Origin of the sequence: Chryseobacterium sp. SORGH_AS_0447 (assembly GCF_030818695.1) — a bacterium.
Lineage (GTDB): Bacteria > Bacteroidota > Bacteroidia > Flavobacteriales > Weeksellaceae > Chryseobacterium.
Genome location: NZ_JAUTAR010000001.1, coordinates 3,744,451 through 3,762,361, shown reverse-complemented (window position 1 = coordinate 3,762,361; position 17,911 = coordinate 3,744,451). Strand labels below are relative to the sequence as shown.

General features: G+C 41.5%; 11 protein-coding genes and 2 tRNA genes. 10 read left to right on the top strand and 3 right to left on the bottom strand.

The window, feature by feature from the left end:
* Positions 1–93 precede the first annotated feature (93 nt).
* The 5 genes from QE422_RS17080 (at position 94) to QE422_RS17060 (ending at position 8,563) form a co-directional block, all read left to right on the top strand.
* A complete protein-coding gene (locus QE422_RS17080) occupies positions 94–837 on the top strand; it encodes a glycerophosphodiester phosphodiesterase family protein (protein WP_307461084.1) in 744 nt (247 codons plus the stop codon).
* Between the two features lie 466 nt (positions 838–1,303).
* A complete protein-coding gene (locus QE422_RS17075; RefSeq protein WP_307461082.1) occupies positions 1,304–4,279 on the top strand; it encodes a SusC/RagA family TonB-linked outer membrane protein in 2,976 nt (991 codons plus the stop codon).
* An 11-nt stretch (positions 4,280–4,290) separates the two neighbouring features.
* Positions 4,291–5,742, top strand: coding sequence for a SusD/RagB family nutrient-binding outer membrane lipoprotein (locus QE422_RS17070; protein WP_307461079.1), 1,452 nt, complete (start codon positions 4,291–4,293; stop codon positions 5,740–5,742).
* Positions 5,743–5,888: 146 nt separating this feature from the next.
* Positions 5,889–7,472 (top strand): calcineurin-like phosphoesterase C-terminal domain-containing protein, encoded by a 1,584-nt coding sequence (locus tag QE422_RS17065; RefSeq protein ID WP_307461077.1) that lies wholly within the window; start codon positions 5,889–5,891, stop codon positions 7,470–7,472.
* 377 nt (positions 7,473–7,849) lie between these two features.
* The gene (locus QE422_RS17060; protein WP_307461075.1) at positions 7,850–8,563 is read left to right on the top strand and encodes a 3-ketoacyl-ACP reductase; all 714 of its coding nucleotides are present in this window, start codon (positions 7,850–7,852) and stop codon (positions 8,561–8,563) included.
* Between the two features lie 176 nt (positions 8,564–8,739).
* Here the strand turns inward: QE422_RS17060 and QE422_RS17055 are convergent, their stop codons facing one another.
* On the bottom strand, positions 8,740–9,132 hold the full coding sequence (locus tag QE422_RS17055) for a hypothetical protein (RefSeq protein WP_307461073.1): 393 nt from the start codon (positions 9,130–9,132) through the stop codon (positions 8,740–8,742).
* A 67-nt stretch (positions 9,133–9,199) separates the two neighbouring features.
* On the opposite strand from QE422_RS17055, the gene QE422_RS17050 reads away from it, so the two are divergent.
* From QE422_RS17050 to QE422_RS17035, 4 genes are all read left to right on the top strand, one after another.
* Positions 9,200–10,201: an IS110 family transposase gene (locus tag QE422_RS17050; protein ID WP_307457116.1), complete on the top strand. Its 1,002-nt coding sequence runs from the start codon at positions 9,200–9,202 to the stop codon at positions 10,199–10,201.
* Positions 10,202–10,876: 675 nt separating this feature from the next.
* Positions 10,877–11,704 carry a 50S ribosomal protein L11 methyltransferase gene (gene prmA / locus QE422_RS17045; protein WP_307461070.1) on the top strand — a complete coding sequence of 276 codons (828 nt, stop codon included), beginning with the start codon at positions 10,877–10,879 and terminating at the stop codon, positions 11,702–11,704.
* Positions 11,705–11,723: 19 nt separating this feature from the next.
* Complete coding sequence (locus tag QE422_RS17040) at positions 11,724–12,563, top strand: SH3 domain-containing protein (RefSeq protein ID WP_307461067.1); 840 nt, start codon at positions 11,724–11,726, stop codon at positions 12,561–12,563.
* Between the two features lie 24 nt (positions 12,564–12,587).
* Positions 12,588–13,148: a GNAT family N-acetyltransferase gene (locus tag QE422_RS17035; protein WP_307461064.1), complete on the top strand. Its 561-nt coding sequence runs from the start codon at positions 12,588–12,590 to the stop codon at positions 13,146–13,148.
* A 344-nt stretch (positions 13,149–13,492) separates the two neighbouring features.
* Here the strand turns inward: QE422_RS17035 and QE422_RS17030 are convergent.
* Positions 13,493–13,566, bottom strand: a tRNA-Arg gene (locus QE422_RS17030).
* 18 nt (positions 13,567–13,584) lie between these two features.
* A tRNA-Pro gene (locus QE422_RS17025) sits at positions 13,585–13,659 on the bottom strand.
* 345 nt (positions 13,660–14,004) lie between these two features.
* Between QE422_RS17025 and QE422_RS17020 the strand changes: the two genes are divergently transcribed.
* The gene (locus QE422_RS17020; RefSeq protein WP_307461061.1) at positions 14,005–17,910 is read left to right on the top strand and encodes a response regulator; all 3,906 of its coding nucleotides are present in this window, start codon (positions 14,005–14,007) and stop codon (positions 17,908–17,910) included.
* Position 17,911: the final 1 nt, after the last annotated feature.

The window sequence follows — 17,911 nt, the reverse complement described above, 5'->3', positions numbered from 1 at the left end:
ATTGACTTGCAAAGCAAATTGACCATTCACTTAAATTTGGTTACCTTTATCTGAAAGTTGAAAAGCTTTTGAGTTTAATATTTAATTTATAATATGAAAAATTTTATCTTAGGGTTAGCAGTTTTAAGCACAGTGGTTATGAAGGCACAAACCCAAGTTATTGCCCATAGAGGGTACTGGCAGACTCAGCCGCCGACGACGGAAAATTCCCTGAAGTCGCTGGAGAATGCACAGAAGTTAAAGATTTACGGTTCCGAGTTCGATGTACGGATGACGAAAGACGGGGTTCTGGTCGTAAATCATGACGAGCATCACGCAAAAATGGAAATCTCCGAGACCGATTTTAAAGACCTGGAGAAAGTAAAACTATCCAACGGCGAAGACTTTCCTACCTTAAAAGATTATCTGAAACAGGGAAAGAAAGATAAGGCGTTGAAACTTATCGTTGAAATAAAGCCTGACAAAACAAAGGAAAAAGAAGACGAGTTGACGGCTAAGACGATTAAAATGATCAAGGATATGAAGCTGGGAGCCCAATGTGAGTTTATTTCTTTTAGCTTAAATATCTGTAAGGAAATCAAAAAGCTTGAACCTTCCTTTAAAGTACAGTATCTGAAAGGTGAGCTTTCTCCGGAGCAGATCAAAGATGAAGGATTGGACGGGATCGATTATCATTACAGCATTTTCCAGAAAAATCCGACTTGGATTGCCGATGCAAAAGCTTTAGGACTGATTACCAATGCCTGGACGGTAAATGATATAGCCGTTGCCGACGAACTGAAAAAGCAGGGGATCGGTTTTATCACCACCAACATCCCGGATCAGCTTAAAAAGTAAATCCGGTTATATTTAACCTTAAAAATAAGCAGCCTGTCTCATTTGAGGCAGGCTGTTTTTTTATATGATAACGGAATTTTAGATAGGATTTAATAACAAAATAGTATCATCAGGGGATTAATTCCTATTGGATTTTGTGTAGAAAATAAAAACTTTCAGCATCCAGCTTCCCTCTTCCAGCCCATAATTCGTTTTGTTAAATACATATTAATTCCTATATAAGCATGCTTCGTGGTATTCATGTGGTATATTTTAATATCTCATAAAAAGACAATAAAAATACGTAAATAAAACCACCTTATCATATTAAAAATACGTAACGGCTTTAACGGGCTGTTAACCAAAAGTGTATCTATTCTTGTTAAACATAAATTAATAAACCGTTTAATAATTCTTTAATATCTGTTAAAATCATGTTAAAGCTATACTCATATTGTCGTTTTATTTTTGCGCAAACAATAAGGATATGCGTAAAGCAACACAAAAAGTACTCATCTTATCATTATTAGGACTCGTCAGTGTAGAAATGGCAGCCCAGCAGAGGGCCAAAAAAGACACCATCAAAAATATCGACGAGGTTGTAGTAACGGCTTTAGGAATCAAAAGGCACGACAAGTCATTGGGATATGTGGCAGAAACCATTAAATCCGAAGAATTGTTAAGAACCCAGAACAACAACTGGTCGCAGGCACTTGAAGGAAAGGTGGCCGGTCTGAAAATCCAGACCGCCGGAGCCGGACCGTTGGGAAGTTCGATTATCAAGCTGAGAGGAGACATCTCCATGAATCCCGATCAGAATAATGCCCTGATCGTAGTAGACGGAATTCCGTTGAACAACAATACGACCGGTACCGGTTTTTCCGCGTACGGAGCAGGGTCTAAAGCAGACCTTCCGATCGATTACGGAAACGGGATCAATACGATTAACCCTGATGATATCGAATCCATCACGGTACTGAAAGGAGCCACGGCATCGGCTCTCTACGGATCCAGAGGAGCAGGCGGAGCGATTATGATTACCACAAAATCAGGAAAAAGCAAAAAAGGAAAGGTACAGGTGACTTTAAACTCTTATTCCAGCTATGATACCGTATTAAAATGGCCGGATTACCAGTATGAGTACGGACAGGGAACATTGCAGAAAGATGCCAAAGGGAATTTTTATTATTCCTACGGAGCATCGGCAGACGGAGTAAACACCGGATCTACCAGCAGTGCTTTCGGTCCTAAGTTTGCCGGGCAATCCTATTTTCAATATGATCCCACAATCGAAGGGCAAAGTAAGGAGCGTCAGTTGTGGAGACCCTACAAAGACAACATCAAAGGATTCTGGGAAACCGGAGCGACCTTCTCCAATAATATTGCTTTGGAAGCTTCCAATGACAATACCTCTTTCAGATCATCTTTAACTTATCTTAAAAATGAATGGATGATGCCGAATACCGGTTTTGACAGGTTCACGGCCGCTTTCTCCGTTGATCACAAATTAAATGAAAAGCTGAAATTCGGAATCAAGCTCAATTACAGCAAGACGAAAAGCGACAACCTTCCGGCAACGGGATACAGCAATCAATCGATTTCTTATTTCATGATTTTCCAAAACCCGAACGTCGACCTTTCATGGTACCGGCCGATCTGGAAAGCCGGAAAAGACCAGGTGGAGCAGATTCACCCGTTCAGTTCATTTATCGACAACCCTTACCTCATCGCTTATGAAATGCTGAATGGGGTCGATAAGAATTTCATTACCGGAAACGTAAATCTCAATTATAAAATTACCAAAAACTTTGAAGTGATGGTGCGCTCCGGGATGGAACTTACCAATGAACTCCGTACCCAGAAAAGACCGTGGAATTCCGCCAACTACCTTCAGGGAATGTACCGGGAGCAGTATGTGAAACTGATGGACATGAACAACGATGTGTTGTTTACCTATAAAAACAAATTCAACGATTTCGATTTCAGCGCATCAGCCGGGGGCAATATCCGCTATATGGAATATGTGATGAATGATTATATTGCGGAAGGTCTTCTAAAGCCGGGAGTTTATACTTTACCGAACGGAATCTCGAACATTAATAAATTTGCCAGGCCAAACGATAAACAGGTGAATAGTGCCTATGCTTTGGCAACGCTAGGCTATCAGAACAAAATATTCCTGGATCTTACGGCGAGAAACGACTGGAGCAGTACGCTTCCGGAACAGAACCGATCGTATTTCTATCCTTCGGCGGCTACCTCGTTCATCCTTTCCGATATTTTCAAGCTGACTTCCGACCGTTTCAACTTCTGGAAGCTGAGAGCATCATGGTCCCGTGTAGGAAACGATTCAGATCCTTATCAGCTGATCAAATATTATAACAACAGCGATTTCCAGGGTTCCGTAGAATCACCTTCTCTATATCCGAATCCGAACCTTCGTCCGAATATGATTACCAGTATCGAAGCGGGAATGGATTTCAGCATCCTGAAAAACAGAATAAGTTCTACGGTAACGGCTTACCAGAACAACTCCAAAGACCAGATCGTACGAATTCCGACCCTTTGGGAAACCGGATTCAGCAGCAAAGTGATCAACGCCGGAGAAGTGAGGAACCGCGGACTGGAAGTTACCCTGAATGCTTTCCCGGTAAAGAACAAGAATTTCTCTTGGGCCATCAACGCCAACTGGTCGATGAACAGGAATAAAATCCTTTCGCTTCCTGAAGAGTTCAACGGCGAACCTTACACAATGGGCAGCGTAGGAGGGGTCGTTTACTTTAATGCTTATGTAGGCGGCTCTCTTGGGGATATGTACGGTTACGGGCTGATGTATTCCCCGGACGGGCAGGTAATTTTCAATTCAACAGACGGATTGACGGCAAAACCGACGCAGATGAAAAGAATCGGAAACGCTTATCCGGAGTGGAGAGCAGGACTTCAGAATGAGTTTAGGTATAAAGGATTTACCGTAAGCTTCTCCTTCGACGGTCAGTACAAAGGAATGGCCTATTCGCAGTCTCATCATAAAATGACCGAGCAGGGAAAACTGGAGCATACGTTAGCAGGAAGAGAAAATCCGAACGGGATGATTATCGGAAGCGGCGTTGTACAGAATCCGGACGGATCATTCTCGCCCAATACGAAACCTATTTTGTTATCAGCTTACTACGCCGATTATTACAGAAGGGCCAACGTGGAAACCAATACGTTTGATACTTCATTCATTAAACTCAGAGATGCCCGTATTTCCTACACCTTTCCGAGAAGCGTAACCGAAGAGCTGAAACTTACCGATCTTACCCTGGCGCTATTCGGAAGAAACTTGTGGATGTGGACGAAGTTCCCGCTCTTTGATCCGGAAGCCGCTACCCTGAATGACAACCAGATCACTCCGGGCGTCGAAATCGGACAGCTGCCAACGGCAAGAACCGTGGGGATTCAGCTTAATGTTAAATTTTAAAATCTTACAACATGAAAAAATTACTTTTAAATATCCTATTGGTTGCAGGAATCGGTTTAATTCCGGTTTCATGCAGCAGGACGCTTGATGAGGTAAATACTGACAACAGCCGGATCAGCGAGCCTGTGGCTTCAAAACTGCTGGTACCGGTTCAGTATAATATGTCTGCTGTAAACTATATGAGGGCCAACGATTTCACCTTCGACCTGATGCAGGTTTCCCTGGATTTTCCGAATGAAGGAAATACCCTGAGCCGGTACAACATCACCGAAAACACGGGTGCCGGATTCTGGAACAACAGCTACAAATGGATCAAGCAGGTAAAAGACATGAAGTTTGCCGCAGAACGTGACAACGATCCCAATTACCTGGCCATTTCAATGGTGCTGAATGCCTGGATCTATTCCAATCTTACCGATACCTATGGTGATGTGCCGTTCTCTGAAGCTTCCAGCCTGGAGGAGGTTATTTCCCAGCCCAAATTTGATCGTCAGAAAGATATCTATGTTAAATTGCTGAACGATTTAAAAACTGCCAATTCCCTTTTTGTAACAACAAAGACACTGAGTGGACCGGATATTTTTTATAAAGCGGAAAGTGACGCTAACGGAATCACCAACTGGAAGAAATTCTGCAATTCCCTTTCATTGCGTCTGTTAACCAGGATCCTGAGCAAAGACGGTGAGGTAAATGTAAAGGAAAGAATTCAGGAAATTATCAGCAATCCGACAACGTATCCGATCTTTCAAAGCAATTCGGAAACTGCAAAAGTAGCGGTAACGGGAGTGGCGCCGCTTCTTCCTCCGATCACGAGACCTCAGGATTTCACAACAGGAAGGGCTGCTTCGACCTTTTTCCTGGAAACTTTAAAAGCGAATAACGATCCGCGGATGTCTATGTTTTTCAGTCAGGCAAAAAATCTTTCCAATGTGAATATCGGGTATAAAGGAGCACCTTCCGGTTATGCTTATGGAACCACCTTCGATTACCAGCCGTCCAATATGAACCAGAACCTGGCTAAAGCGCCGCTGAATATCCTGGTGTATCCGTATGCGGAGCTGCAATTCATTCTTTCTGAGCTGGCTTTCAAAGGAGTTATTCCCGGAAGTGCCCAGACTTATTATGAAAGCGGGGTAAAGGCAGCCATAGAACAGTGGGGTGCTACGATGCCATCCAATTATTTTAGCAATGCCAATGTGGCTTACAACGGAACCCTGGAAAGGATCATGCTTCAGAAATATGTTGCTTTATTCTTCGTCGATCAGCAGCAGTGGTTTGAAAAAAGAAGAACCGGATTTCCGGTACTTCCCAACAACGGGGGCCTGCTGAACAACGGAATCATGCCGTCAAGACTTATGTATCCGCCAAACCCGAGAGTATTGAATACGTCCAATTATCAGGCTGCCGTACAGCAAATGGGCGGAGACAACATCAACGTAAAAGTATGGTGGAATAAACCATAATTAAATAATAAAATTAAGTAATTATCATTAATCCATTGCTGATTGGTAACACCCTTACGAACGAAAAAAATTAACGGTTTTAAACAAAATCCTTTGCGGACGTAGCGTTAAAAACCGGCAGTCACAAACAAATTAATCAAAATTAAATGAATATAAAATTTTTAATGCCCTGCCTGCTGATCTCGGCCATGGCATTTTCACAGGCTTCCGTTTCAGGATATGTGTATGAAGACGGTAATAAAAACCAGAAGAAGGAAAACCGGGAAAAAGGCATCGAAGGCGTAGCGGTCTCTAACGGAGCCCAGGTCGTACTTACGGATAAAAACGGGAGGTACAGCCTGCCGGTTCAGGAGGGGCAGACGATTTTCGTGATCAAGCCTTCCGGATACATGACGCCCGTAAACGGAAATAACCTTCCGCAATATTATTATCAGTACAAACCGAAAGGGTCGCCGGCGGACTTCAAATACAAAGGTTCCGCACCGACGGGAGAGCTTCCGAAAGAAATAAACTTTGCCTTGAACAGGCAGAATGAAAGCAAGAATTTCGATATCCTGGTTTTCGGAGATCCGCAGCCTTATACGGAAAAGCAGCTGGATTATTTCAGGAGAGCCATCGTAAACGAAGTAAAAGGAACCAAGAAAAATGCGGTATTGGGAATCAGCCTGGGAGATTTGGTAGGGGACAACCTCAGCTTACAAAAGCCTTATGCGGATGTGATGAAAGAAGTTGGACTACCTTGGTATAACGTGATGGGCAACCACGACATGAATTACGAAGCCAAAGAAGACCTGCTTTCCGACGAAACATTCGAATCCAATTTTGGCCCGGCCAACTATTCGTTCAATTACGGAAACGTTCACTTTATGGTGCTGGATGATATCCTGTATCCGGATCCGCGCGACGGAAAAGGCTACTGGGGCGGTTTCCGCGAAGACCAGCTGAAATTTATTGAGAACGACCTGAAGCTGGTGGATAAAAATAAATTGATCGTCGTTTCTTTCCACATTCCTTTAGAGCATACCAACGAAGATAATTTCAGGAATTCCGACCGTCAGAAACTATTCGATTTCCTGGCGCCTTTTAAAAATGCTTTGCTTTTATCGGCACACACCCACATCCAGCAGCAATTATTCTACGGGAAAGAAGCGGGCTGGAACGGTTCCAAAGACCTTCACGAATACAATGTCGGGACAACCTGCGGCGACTGGTGGTCCGGAACTTCCGATAATCTGGGATTACCGACCTCTACCATGAGAGACGGTACGGCCAAAGGATATTCCTTCATCAGCTTCAGCGATAACGAATACAAAGTAAAATACAAAACGGCCGGAAAACCGGAAGATTACCAGATCAACTTATACGTTCCGAAAATCATTCCGTTCCCTTCAAAAACTTCGGCAAAAGTATTGGCCAACTTCTTTATGGGAAGCAGAAAAGACAAGGTGGAATACAGGATCGACGGTGGCAAATGGGAAGACATGCAGTACGACGAAACCGTAGACCCGAGTTTTGCCATGTCGGTTTTCAAATGGGATACTACCGAGACCATGCTGGCGGGCAGAAGGCCTTCCAATCCGGAAATGTCCAAACACATCTGGACAGGGGAATTCCCGAAAAAACTTTCCTTAGGAAAACATAAGGTTGAGGTAAGAGCAACGGATATGTATGGAAACCCATTCTCCGCAACGGAAGAATTTGATGTCCAGGACCCAATCCTTATTCCTTAATTTTCATTTATTACTATACTTTCAAAGAAACCGGCCCGCTTTTGGGCCGGTTTTAATTTTAACCTAAAATGAATTAACTGTATTTAATTTATTGCAGTCGCTTATTTAAATGAAGATTAGGTTTCATTTCGATAGTCAGGATTTTAAATAATTTTCCATTGATAAGTAATACACGATTCAATTGATGCCTTTGGTAATAATATTGACAAGAGAAGCTTCCGGCATCCAGCTTCCTTCTTCCAGCCTGTTGTACTTCGAGTTCACATTAAATCTAAACTCTAAAAATTTATTATATCAATCATTACCATATCACTTGAGGTCTGTATTTCCGGATCATCTTTCGTAAATTTGCTGACACGAATAAAAAATTCTAAAAAATGAATATCAACGGAAAAAATGCCATCGTTACAGGAGGTGGAAGAGGATTGGGAAAAGCCGTAGCACTGGCACTGGCAGCAGAAGGGGTCAACATCGGAATTACGGGAAGAAATGAAGAAAACCTGAAAATGACGGTTGATGAAATTCAGAAGCTTGGCGTGAAAGCAGCATACGCGGTTTTCAGCATCGATAATGAAATCCATGTAAAAGCCGGTATCGAATCGATTGCGGAACAGTTGGGAGGAATCGATATCCTGATCAACAACGCGGGAATCGGAGATTTCGGATCCATTGAGGACATGCCTTCCGAAACCTGGGAGCAGGTGATTAAGACCAATCTTTTCGGCGTATATTATGCGGCAAAAGCGGCTCATCCGTTCATGAAGGCAAAAGGCGAGGGAGATATTGTCAATGTTGCTTCAACAGCAGGGTTGAAAGGCGGACCAAACATGTCGGCTTATGCAGCATCCAAAGCAGCTGTGGTTTCTCTGTCGCAATCAATGATGGCGGAATGGAGAAAGCAGAACATTCGGGTGATTACACTGACGCCGAGTACCATCGCTTCGGATATGTCGATCCAGGGCGGATTAACGGACGGAAACCCTGAAAAAGTCCTTCAGCCGGAAGATTTCGCAGAATGGGTACGGGACATCCTGAAAATGAACCGACGCGCACTGATTGCCAACGGTTCTATCTTCTCGACCAATCCGTAAGGGATTGAAGTTTAAATTTTCAGGTTCAAAGTTTTACCTTAAACCAGATTATATATGTAAAGCGGGCTCCGGCCCGCTTATTTTATGAATATGTCTTTAGATAAAGCAAAGCCACTAAGGCTATCAACACGCTATTAACTATCAACCATAATCAATCAATCATCAACCATCAATTATCATTCATCAATCATTGTCCATCGACTCTCATTCATGTTTTTTTTGAGCTTTTTCCCGCTTTCTGTTGCAATCTTTTTTTTCAAAAAAGGATTTCCACGGCAATCGGGGCTAGGGAATGGGTAGTAAGGTTCGACATTATGGCGTAAATCAGCAACCACGTTAATTCTTCCACGGATTTGCTGGAAGCAGGATGTTGAATGACTATTGATTTTTGTTGACCACAGATCTGCCTTTAGATTTGCAAAAGGATTTAGTATTAAATTAGAGTATAAATTATATTCTGAAGAACCAGAGAAAATAAAGTGAACTAAACAGATTTCTAGAACAGAACTATTCTGTGTATCAGACTTTATTTTCTCTTTTGAATTTCTGCCATTTAGAATATTAAGCATTGCGGCTTATTAAAGGTTTCAGCATGATTCAAATTGGTTCATCAGGATCAATCCTAAATCCAAATTTATGAAAACTTATTTTATTGGAATAGATATTTCCAAAAACACATTGGATATCTGTATGATTAATGATTCGGACAAGCAGGAAATTTTCTTTACGGTGGAAAATACGGTAAAAGGAATAGAAAGTATACTGGATAAGACTTTTTGTGAAGATGGTGAACTTCGGTATTGTTTTGAAAATACAGGGAACTATGGTTTACTTTTAGCAGGCGTGCTTGAGCAGAATGAGAAAACGTATTATCAGGTTCCGGCCCTTGCTATAAAGCTAAGTCAGGGAATCCAGCGGGGTAAGAATGATAAAACGGATGCCTTCAGGATAGCCCGTTATGCCAAGGTTCATTCCGATGAGCTTGTTGCTTCCCGGCTTCCTAAGAAAGGTCTTCTTAAAGTAAAGCATCTTCTCACTTACAGGAATCATCTGGTAAAGATCAGAACCCAATTTAAAAATCAGAAAAAGTCTTTTCAACATGCTGGAGAGGTTGCGGATGTAAGTTACCAGACAAAGCACATAACAGCCTATATAGAACAGCTTAATAAAGACATTGCCTCAACAGAAAAAGAAATACAGGATGAGATTGAAAACAGTGAAGATATCAGTAAGAATTTCGAAAAGATAACTAAAATAAAAGGAGTAGGCTTTCTTACAGCAGCTTATATGGTCGTACTGACTGATAATTTTACAAGTTTTAAAAATCCAAGGAAATTCAACTGTTATGCCGGCCTTGCCCCTTTTGAGCACAGCTCAGGATCAAGTATCAAAGGTAAAACGCAAACCTGTAAGCTTAGAAATAAAACAATAAAAACCATTCTCTTCAGTGGAGCCAATGCTGCTGTCATCCATGATGAGGAACTAAAAGCTTATTATAAAAGAAAAAAACAGCAGGGAAAGCCACATAAATCAATTATTAATGCGGTTTGCTGTAAATTAGTATACCGGATATTTGCGGTGATAAAAAGAGATGAACCTTTTGTAAATTTAATAAGATATAATTTGCATATGTCTTAGAATACACAGATTTTCACGGATGATTACGTATATTTTGACCTTTGAATTAATTTTATAGGTTTTAACCACCTTGTTTGTCCATCCCGTAGGAATCTCAATATAGTATTAGAGATAAACATGGATCGTGAGATTTCTTCTGGTATACCACACAAAAAATCTCTGATTTTTAAAAAACTTATGTGCGCTTTCTTCAGCATGAATCATTCAGCTTTTTTATACAGCACCAATGTCTTTTGCCTCTTTTGTGGTTGAATTTTTTGATCATTTTAACCACCGATGTACACAGATTTTTACAGATTTTTGTGCATATTGGATACAGTATAGTAAACTAAATCAAAGGTCTAGTCACCTCATTTGTCCATCCCGCAGGGATCTCAACATAGTATCAGAGAATCATGAGGAAAGATTTCCACTGAAACCGCAGACTCAAAATAATCAATAAAATGGAAAGCACCATCAATGAAAATCTTTGATTTTCTTTCTAATGTGCTCTAAAATATTTTCAAAGTAGAGCAATCTAAATCTAATGTGTCTTATGTGTCAAATTTTATGAAGTTGATAAATTAAAAGTTATATGCTAGCCAAATTCACCCTCCGCAATATTTATTAAACCTTATCCAAGCAATGTTGACATTTCAATTTTTTAAATATTTATTTTTGCAACAAATTATTCACATGCAAAATTATTTAGAATTCGATTTCAAAATTACCCCGCTTCAGCCGTGGAACGAGATCCTGATGGCCGAGCTGATCCAGATCGGTTTCGACAGTTTCACCGAAGAGCTGGAAGGGATCTTAGGATATATCCAGAAAGACCTTTTTAATGAAGAAGAACTGAAGGCACTGCCGCTTTTTGAAAATGAAGAAGTAAAAATCGAATATACCTTCAAAGAAATGCCCAACATCAACTGGAATGAAGAATGGGAAAAGAACTTTGAGCCGATCAACATCGATGATAAAGTGCTGATCCGTGCCGAATTCCACGAATCGGTTCCGGGAATGCACGAGATTGTTATCCAGCCTAAAATGTCTTTCGGAACGGGGCATCACCCAACCACGCACCTGATGATCCAACAGATGATGGATATCGATTTTCAAGGAAAAAAGGTGTTGGATATGGGCTGCGGGACTTCCGTATTGGCCATTTATGCCAAACAGAACGGTGCCGGAGAAACCAAAGCCATCGATATTGACGAATGGTCGGTAGAAAATTCAAAAGAAAATGCTGTCCGGAATAACGTAGAGTTGGACATCGAGCTGGGAACCGCTGAAAATCTTGGAAACGAAAACTATGATATTATCCTGGCCAACATCAACAGGAACATCCTGATTTCCGATATCCCGACCTATGTAACCGTATTAAATGACGGAGGAAAACTTTTGCTTTCCGGATTGTGCTTCTTCGATGTGGACGATATTCTGGAAGTCTGCAAAGAAAACGGCCTGGAGCTTAAAAAACAGCTTCAGCGGGAAGAGTGGGTGAGTCTGCTTCTCGAAAAATAAATGCCCACAAAATATTAATATGAAAACCTTTTTTACCGCCTTATTGCTGCTCATCATACAACTTTTGCCTGCGCAGGAGGAAGTATACGCCGATGGAATCTTTAATTTCGAAGAGAACAAGGCTCAGAAAATATTTACCACCGGTACGAGGATCCGCCAGTCTCCCGGTGTGAATGCGCCGGTGCTGGATTCGTTACAGGCCAATCAGCAGGTATTCATCCTTAAAAAAGAGGAAACAGTCCTGAAACTGGGCGAAAGGGCGGCCAACTGGTATAAAATCTCTTACGATAAAAACGGCCGGAATTCCGAGGGTTATATTTGGGGCGGGAACCTCTGCACAGGCTATCGGAATAAAAGCGGCTATGATTTCCTGCTGGGTCTTACAAAGACCATTACTAAAAAAGATCCACACTTTCCCACCGAAACCATTCAGCAGAACATCGCTGCCGTCAAAATGATGGAGGGCAATACCGTAATCGATGAGGTTTCCTTTGAAACGGGCTCTGGAGAAAGTTTAAGCTATGGAAGTTTCACGGTAGAAGGCAATCACAAACTCAAAAATGTCGAATTTACTTTAAGAGCCACCGTTTCCGGGGAAGCATGCGGAATTCCCGGGTATGACCAATACATTTTGTTTACCGGTAAAAAACTCATTGCCCTGCCTCAATTGATGAGTGTAGGAGATGCCGATGTCTATTACCATCACGAAGAATTTATTTTCCCCAATGACAAAGGAGGGATCCCCAATGCGTTCGTGTACAAAATGAAGGAAATGGAAAAAGATGAAAAAGACCGCGAGAAAAAGAAGAAAGCTTCGAAAACTTACCTTTGGGACGGAGTTACTTACCGACTGAAATAAACCCGTAACTCCAAAACAGGACTAATGAAAAAGAATACAAGCCAGGGTAACGAAAACCCTTTTCCAATTTTAACCACCGAAAGACTGCTGCTGCGGAGATTTCAGCCGGATGATATAGAATCGGTCTACAGAGGTTTGTCTCATCCTGAAGTTATCAAATATTACGGAGTAAGCTATACCAGCCTCGAAGCTACGCAGGAACAGATGGATTGGTTTGCGGCAATTGAAAAAGAAGAAAGAGGAATCTGGTGGGCAGTCTGCAACAAACAGGATCAAACCTTCCTCGGAGCCATCGGATTCAACAACTGGAGCAAAGAAAACCGGAAAATTGAGATGGGCTACTGGCTGCTGCCTGAGTTTTGGGGTTCCGGAATAATCAGGGAAGCAGGCCTCGCCGTCTGCGAATACGCTTTTCAAAAGATGTCGGTCCACCGGATCGAAGCCTTAATAGAAACGGAAAATGCCAACAGCAAAAAAATAATGACGCAACTGGGCTTTGAACTTGAAAGGGTAATGAGGGATTGCGAAATAAAAGACGGTAAATTGATCAGTCTTGAGATGTATGCTAAACTAAACCGGATTTAAGAGTTTATTTCCTGACCTCTTGTTTCAGATCATAATCGGAATTCTTTTGATAATGAATTAACGGTCACAAACCTAACGGGTTTCAAAAACCCGTTAGGTTTATTTATCAACTGAATTCATTGATTCTGTTTTTAGGCTTATGCTAAAAATTAGGATATTTAGTCTCGTTAAAAACAAAAAAAACAAAGATTATAAGGCTTAAAGTGAGCGCGAAAGGATTGATTCCATCGAATCTCCGATTTCGAGCCTTTGCCAGTCCCGATTTAAAAATCGGGATGCTCTGTCTGATGAGCCTTGTTCAGTGAAAACAAAAAACCTCACAACAAAAGTTGTGAGGCTTAAAGTGAGCGCGAAAGGATTCGAACCTTTGACCGTCTGCTTAGAAGGCAGATGCTCTATCCAGCTGAGCTACGCACCCTAAAATGTCTTTTTGATGTCGGGGCGGCAGGATTCGAACCTGCGACCTCCTGGTCCCAAACCAGGCGCGATGACCGGACTACGCTACGCCCCGATTGAGGTCATCTTATAACAAGAATTACCTTGTTTTTTGTGGGTGCAAATATAGAATTTTTTTTTGAATTATAAAAATAAAATGATAATAATTTTTTCACGTAATGTTCGGAAAATCTTTTTTCTGAATTTACCGTATTCATAATCATTAAATTAACACGATTGTAAAATTTAAAACAATAAATAATTCTTACTGCTTCATAAAGGTGCATAGAGTAATATCCAAAATCGCCTAAAAATTTATAGTCTCTATTTCGTGAAATATGGTATGTGTTAGTAAGGAAAAATGCTTTTTATATCAATTTTATTATTATATTTATCAGCATAACGATTTATTGTTAATAGTATGAATATTTATCCGATTCCAGATAATGAAAAAGAGAGAATCAAAAGGCTCGAGCTCCTAGATTTATTAAACCTCTCTAAAGATCCTCAGTTGGATATCTTTACCGAAACGGCACGTCTGATTTCCGGGTGTCAGATTTCTTTTATCGCCATTATGGGAAGTGAGACCCATACGGTCAAGAGCTGTATCGGAGCCTCTATCGATGTTCTTGAAAGAAAAGATGCAATCTGTCATTATCCTGTAGCTACCGGACAGATGGTAATTATCGAAGATACCTTGCTTGATGAACGGTCCTCCGGAAATTCGGTGGTTCTCGAAGCAGGAATCCGTTTTTACGCAGGCGTTCCGCTTGTTGATGACGAAGGATTTGCCCTTGGTACTCTATGTGTTCTTAACAATGAACCGAAAATTTTATCGGAAGAGCAAATTTCTACGCTCAAAAAATTAGGAGAAGCGGTTACCAAATTGCTTATTGCCAAGAGAAAAAATATTCAGGCCGAATACTTTCAGCAAATCTTCGATGTTTCAAACAACCCGATTTGTGTCCTGAGCGATAAGCTGGTGCTGAAAGATATTAATCCCGCTTTCGAACAGGCCTTTCTAATAGGCCGGAATCAGCTTGCTGCAAAGCATTTTATGGATGTCTTGGGAGATCAGCCTAACGATATTAGCGAAAAAATCAACCATTTTATTGAAAATGATGAAGAACTGATGGTGACCACTTCTTCCAAAATAAATGGTGCCCATAATGTGATCATCGAATGGTATATGACGCATAATGATAATCATTCTGAAATCTTTTGCTTCGGAACCAATATTACCCAGCATACTGAAGAGAAAATGCAGCTGGAAAGCTCCGAACGCCGTTTCAGACGCTTTTTTGAAAATGCAATCGGTTTGATGAGTATGCATGATATGGAGGGCAATATTCTCGAAGTAAACAAAAAAGGAAGGGAAACCCTGCATTATTCGGAAGAAGAGGTTGAAGGGCTCAATTTAAAAGACTTGGTTCCTGAAAAAAATCACAAAGGGCTTCAGGAGTATTTGCAGTATATCAACCAAAATAAGGAGCATCTGGGAACGATGATCCTGAAAACAAAGGAAGGTGAAGAACTGATCTGGATGTACCACAACCGTGTTGAGTATGATAAAGAGGGAAATCCTTATGTTCTGAGTACAGCCCTGAATATAACAGAAAGGATGCTGCTGGAAAAAGATCTTCTGTATACAAAGAAAATCCTGGAACAGACCAGTGCCGCAGCCCAGGTTGGAGGATGGGAAGTAGATCTTAAGAACCAAACCGTATTCTGGTCGCAGACCACTAAGGAAATCCACAAAGTATCCCCGGATTATCAGCCTGAGTTCCAGGAGGCGGTGCGTTTTTACCGCGAAGAAGACCGGGCAAAAGTAGAGTTTTTATTCGGCAGGACGATATCTGAAGGAGTAGGGTACGATGAAGAATTCCAGCTGGTACGGCAGGACGGCGTTATGATCTGGGTGAGGGTAAAAGCAATCCCTGAGTTTGAGGGTGACGTCTGTGTCAGGGTTTTTGGAATTATTCAGGATATCGATGCATTTAAAAAGCTTTACCTTGAACTGTCGAAAAAAGAAGCGATGCTGCAGTCTTTTGTAGCGTATGCTCCGGTTGCCGTAGCGATGTTCGACAAAAACCTGAATTACCTGTCGGCCAGTAATTGCTGGAAGGACGAGTTTAATATGAACGACCTGGAACTTGTAGGTGAAAACATCTTTGCCGTTTCACCAAACGTTTCCGACGAAATCCAATCCATTTACCGGAATGCCATAAGCGGTAAAGCTTACAAAAACGATGATTTTATACTTAAAGTCAGCCATAAAGAGGAGGAGCAACATTATGACCTTGAAGTAAGGCCGTGGTATTTGTCGGATGGTGTAATCGGCGGTGTTATTGTTTCGGTACAGAACATCACGAATAAGGTAAAAACCAACAACGAACTGAAGGAAGCCAAAAAGATGGCCGATATTGCAAGCAAGGCGAAATCTGAATTCCTGGCGAATATGAGCCATGAAATACGGACGCCGCTGAACGGGGTGATCGGCTTTTCGGATCTTCTGCTCAAAACACCGCTTAATGAAACCCAGAAACAATATCTTAACTACATCAACGAATCAGGAGAAAACTTACTGACCATCATCAACGATATCCTCGATTTTTCTAAAATCGAATCCGGTAAAATGGAACTTGTTATTGAGAAATGCAATGTGTATGATCTGGTAAACCAGGTGATCAACGTTATTCTTTATCAGTCCCAGAAGAAAAATATTGAACTGTTACTGAATATCGAGCCAGGACTGCCTAAAACATTATGGATCGATGAATCCAGACTGAAACAGATCCTGATCAACCTTTTAGGGAATGCCGTGAAGTTTACGGAACAGGGCGAGATCGAACTTAAAGTAGAGAAACTGCACATACACGAAGAAAAAATAAAACTCCGTTTTGCCGTACGGGATACGGGCGTTGGGATTGCAGAAGAAAAACAGCAGTATATCTTTAATGCTTTTACCCAGGAAAACAGCTCGATCAGTAAGCGTTATGGCGGAACAGGGCTTGGACTCACCATTTCCAACAATATCCTGGGATACATGGGAACCCATCTTCAGCTAAACAGTGCTCCGAACAAAGGTTCCGTGTTTTATTTTGATATTGAAGTGCCTTTTGAATTCTCTGAAATAAACGGTGATGAGGATCTGAAAATAAAAAGAGCACTGGTAGTAGATGATAACGAAGCAAACAGAATTATCCTTCAGCACATGCTCGCCTATAAAAACATTGATTCCAAACTGGCAGCGAACGGAATGGAAGCATTACAGATCTTGCTGTCCGGTGAACGTTTCGATATTATTCTTATGGATTATCATATGCCGGTAATTTCAGGACTGGAAACGATAGAAAAGATCAAGGCTTTGTTCAGTAAGCAGAACGAAACCTCTCCGCTCGTGGTTCTCCATACTTCTTCGGAAGAGCACGATGTCATCAATTCTTTCCGTCAGGAAGAAAACTCTTATTTCCTGCTAAAGCCTATTAAATCGGAAGAATTGTACAGAACCCTCAGAAAAGCGGTGGACAATAATGAAAAAGAACTTCCGGGACTGACTCCTCAAAATACGGAAGAGCAGGTTTTGGCTATTCCTGAACTTCAGGTGCTGTTGGTGGATGATAATCCGGTAAACATGATCCTTAACCATAAAATGATGACCTCGCTGGTGCCTGATGCAAAACTTACAGAAGCCGTAAATGGTCTGGAAGCCTTGGAACAGTGCAAAAGCGGGAATTTTTCTATTATCCTGATGGACGTTCAGATGCCGGTAATGGATGGTATGGAAGCAACAAAGAGAATTCGTCAGCTTCCGGGCTATGAAGAAGTGCCGATTATTGGAGTAACGGCCGGAACGATAGCCGGCGAAAAAGAAAAATGCCTGGCCTCGGGGATGGATGATTTCCTTCCCAAACCATTGCGCCAAGCCGATCTTTTGGAAATGCTGCAAAAATACCTGACTAAGGAAAATGCTGAGGCAGAAAATAGTGTAAATACGGAAGGGATTATTGATATGAATCTCCTTCATGAACAGACCGGAGATGATGAGGATTTTAAACAAATGTTTTTACAGTTGGTAATGAGCGAGATCAGCCAGGCGGAAAGCAGTATCCAAACAGCCGTTGCAGAAAAAAATGCCGGCGAATTGGGAAGAATACTTCATAAACTCAGGGGAACTGCAGGTACGGCCGGATTGGTGAAACTCGCCAAAACAGCCTTGCATTGGGAAGAAAAAAAAGATCAGGAAATCGATTTTCTTTCCCTGCAAAAGGAAATTATCGGCGAAATAACCGTTGGATTAAACATGATTAAATCTTTGATTAAATAAA

What these genes read in the sequence shown, in the direction of transcription:
- QE422_RS17080 (WP_307461084.1), top strand. Translation starts at nt 94, where the DNA reads ATGAAAAATTTTATCTTAGGGTTAGCAGTTTTAAGCACAGTGGTTATG.
- QE422_RS17075 (WP_307461082.1), top strand. Translation starts at nt 1,304, where the DNA reads ATGCGTAAAGCAACACAAAAAGTACTCATCTTATCATTATTAGGACTC.
- QE422_RS17070 (WP_307461079.1), top strand. Translation starts at nt 4,291, where the DNA reads ATGAAAAAATTACTTTTAAATATCCTATTGGTTGCAGGAATCGGTTTA.
- QE422_RS17065 (WP_307461077.1), top strand. Translation starts at nt 5,889, where the DNA reads ATGAATATAAAATTTTTAATGCCCTGCCTGCTGATCTCGGCCATGGCA.
- QE422_RS17060 (WP_307461075.1), top strand. Translation starts at nt 7,850, where the DNA reads ATGAATATCAACGGAAAAAATGCCATCGTTACAGGAGGTGGAAGAGGA.
- QE422_RS17055 (WP_307461073.1), bottom strand. Translation starts at nt 9,132, where the DNA reads ATGCTTAATATTCTAAATGGCAGAAATTCAAAAGAGAAAATAAAGTCT.
- QE422_RS17050 (WP_307457116.1), top strand. Translation starts at nt 9,200, where the DNA reads ATGAAAACTTATTTTATTGGAATAGATATTTCCAAAAACACATTGGAT.
- prmA (WP_307461070.1), top strand. Translation starts at nt 10,877, where the DNA reads ATGCAAAATTATTTAGAATTCGATTTCAAAATTACCCCGCTTCAGCCG.
- QE422_RS17040 (WP_307461067.1), top strand. Translation starts at nt 11,724, where the DNA reads ATGAAAACCTTTTTTACCGCCTTATTGCTGCTCATCATACAACTTTTG.
- QE422_RS17035 (WP_307461064.1), top strand. Translation starts at nt 12,588, where the DNA reads ATGAAAAAGAATACAAGCCAGGGTAACGAAAACCCTTTTCCAATTTTA.
- QE422_RS17020 (WP_307461061.1), top strand. Translation starts at nt 14,005, where the DNA reads ATGAATATTTATCCGATTCCAGATAATGAAAAAGAGAGAATCAAAAGG.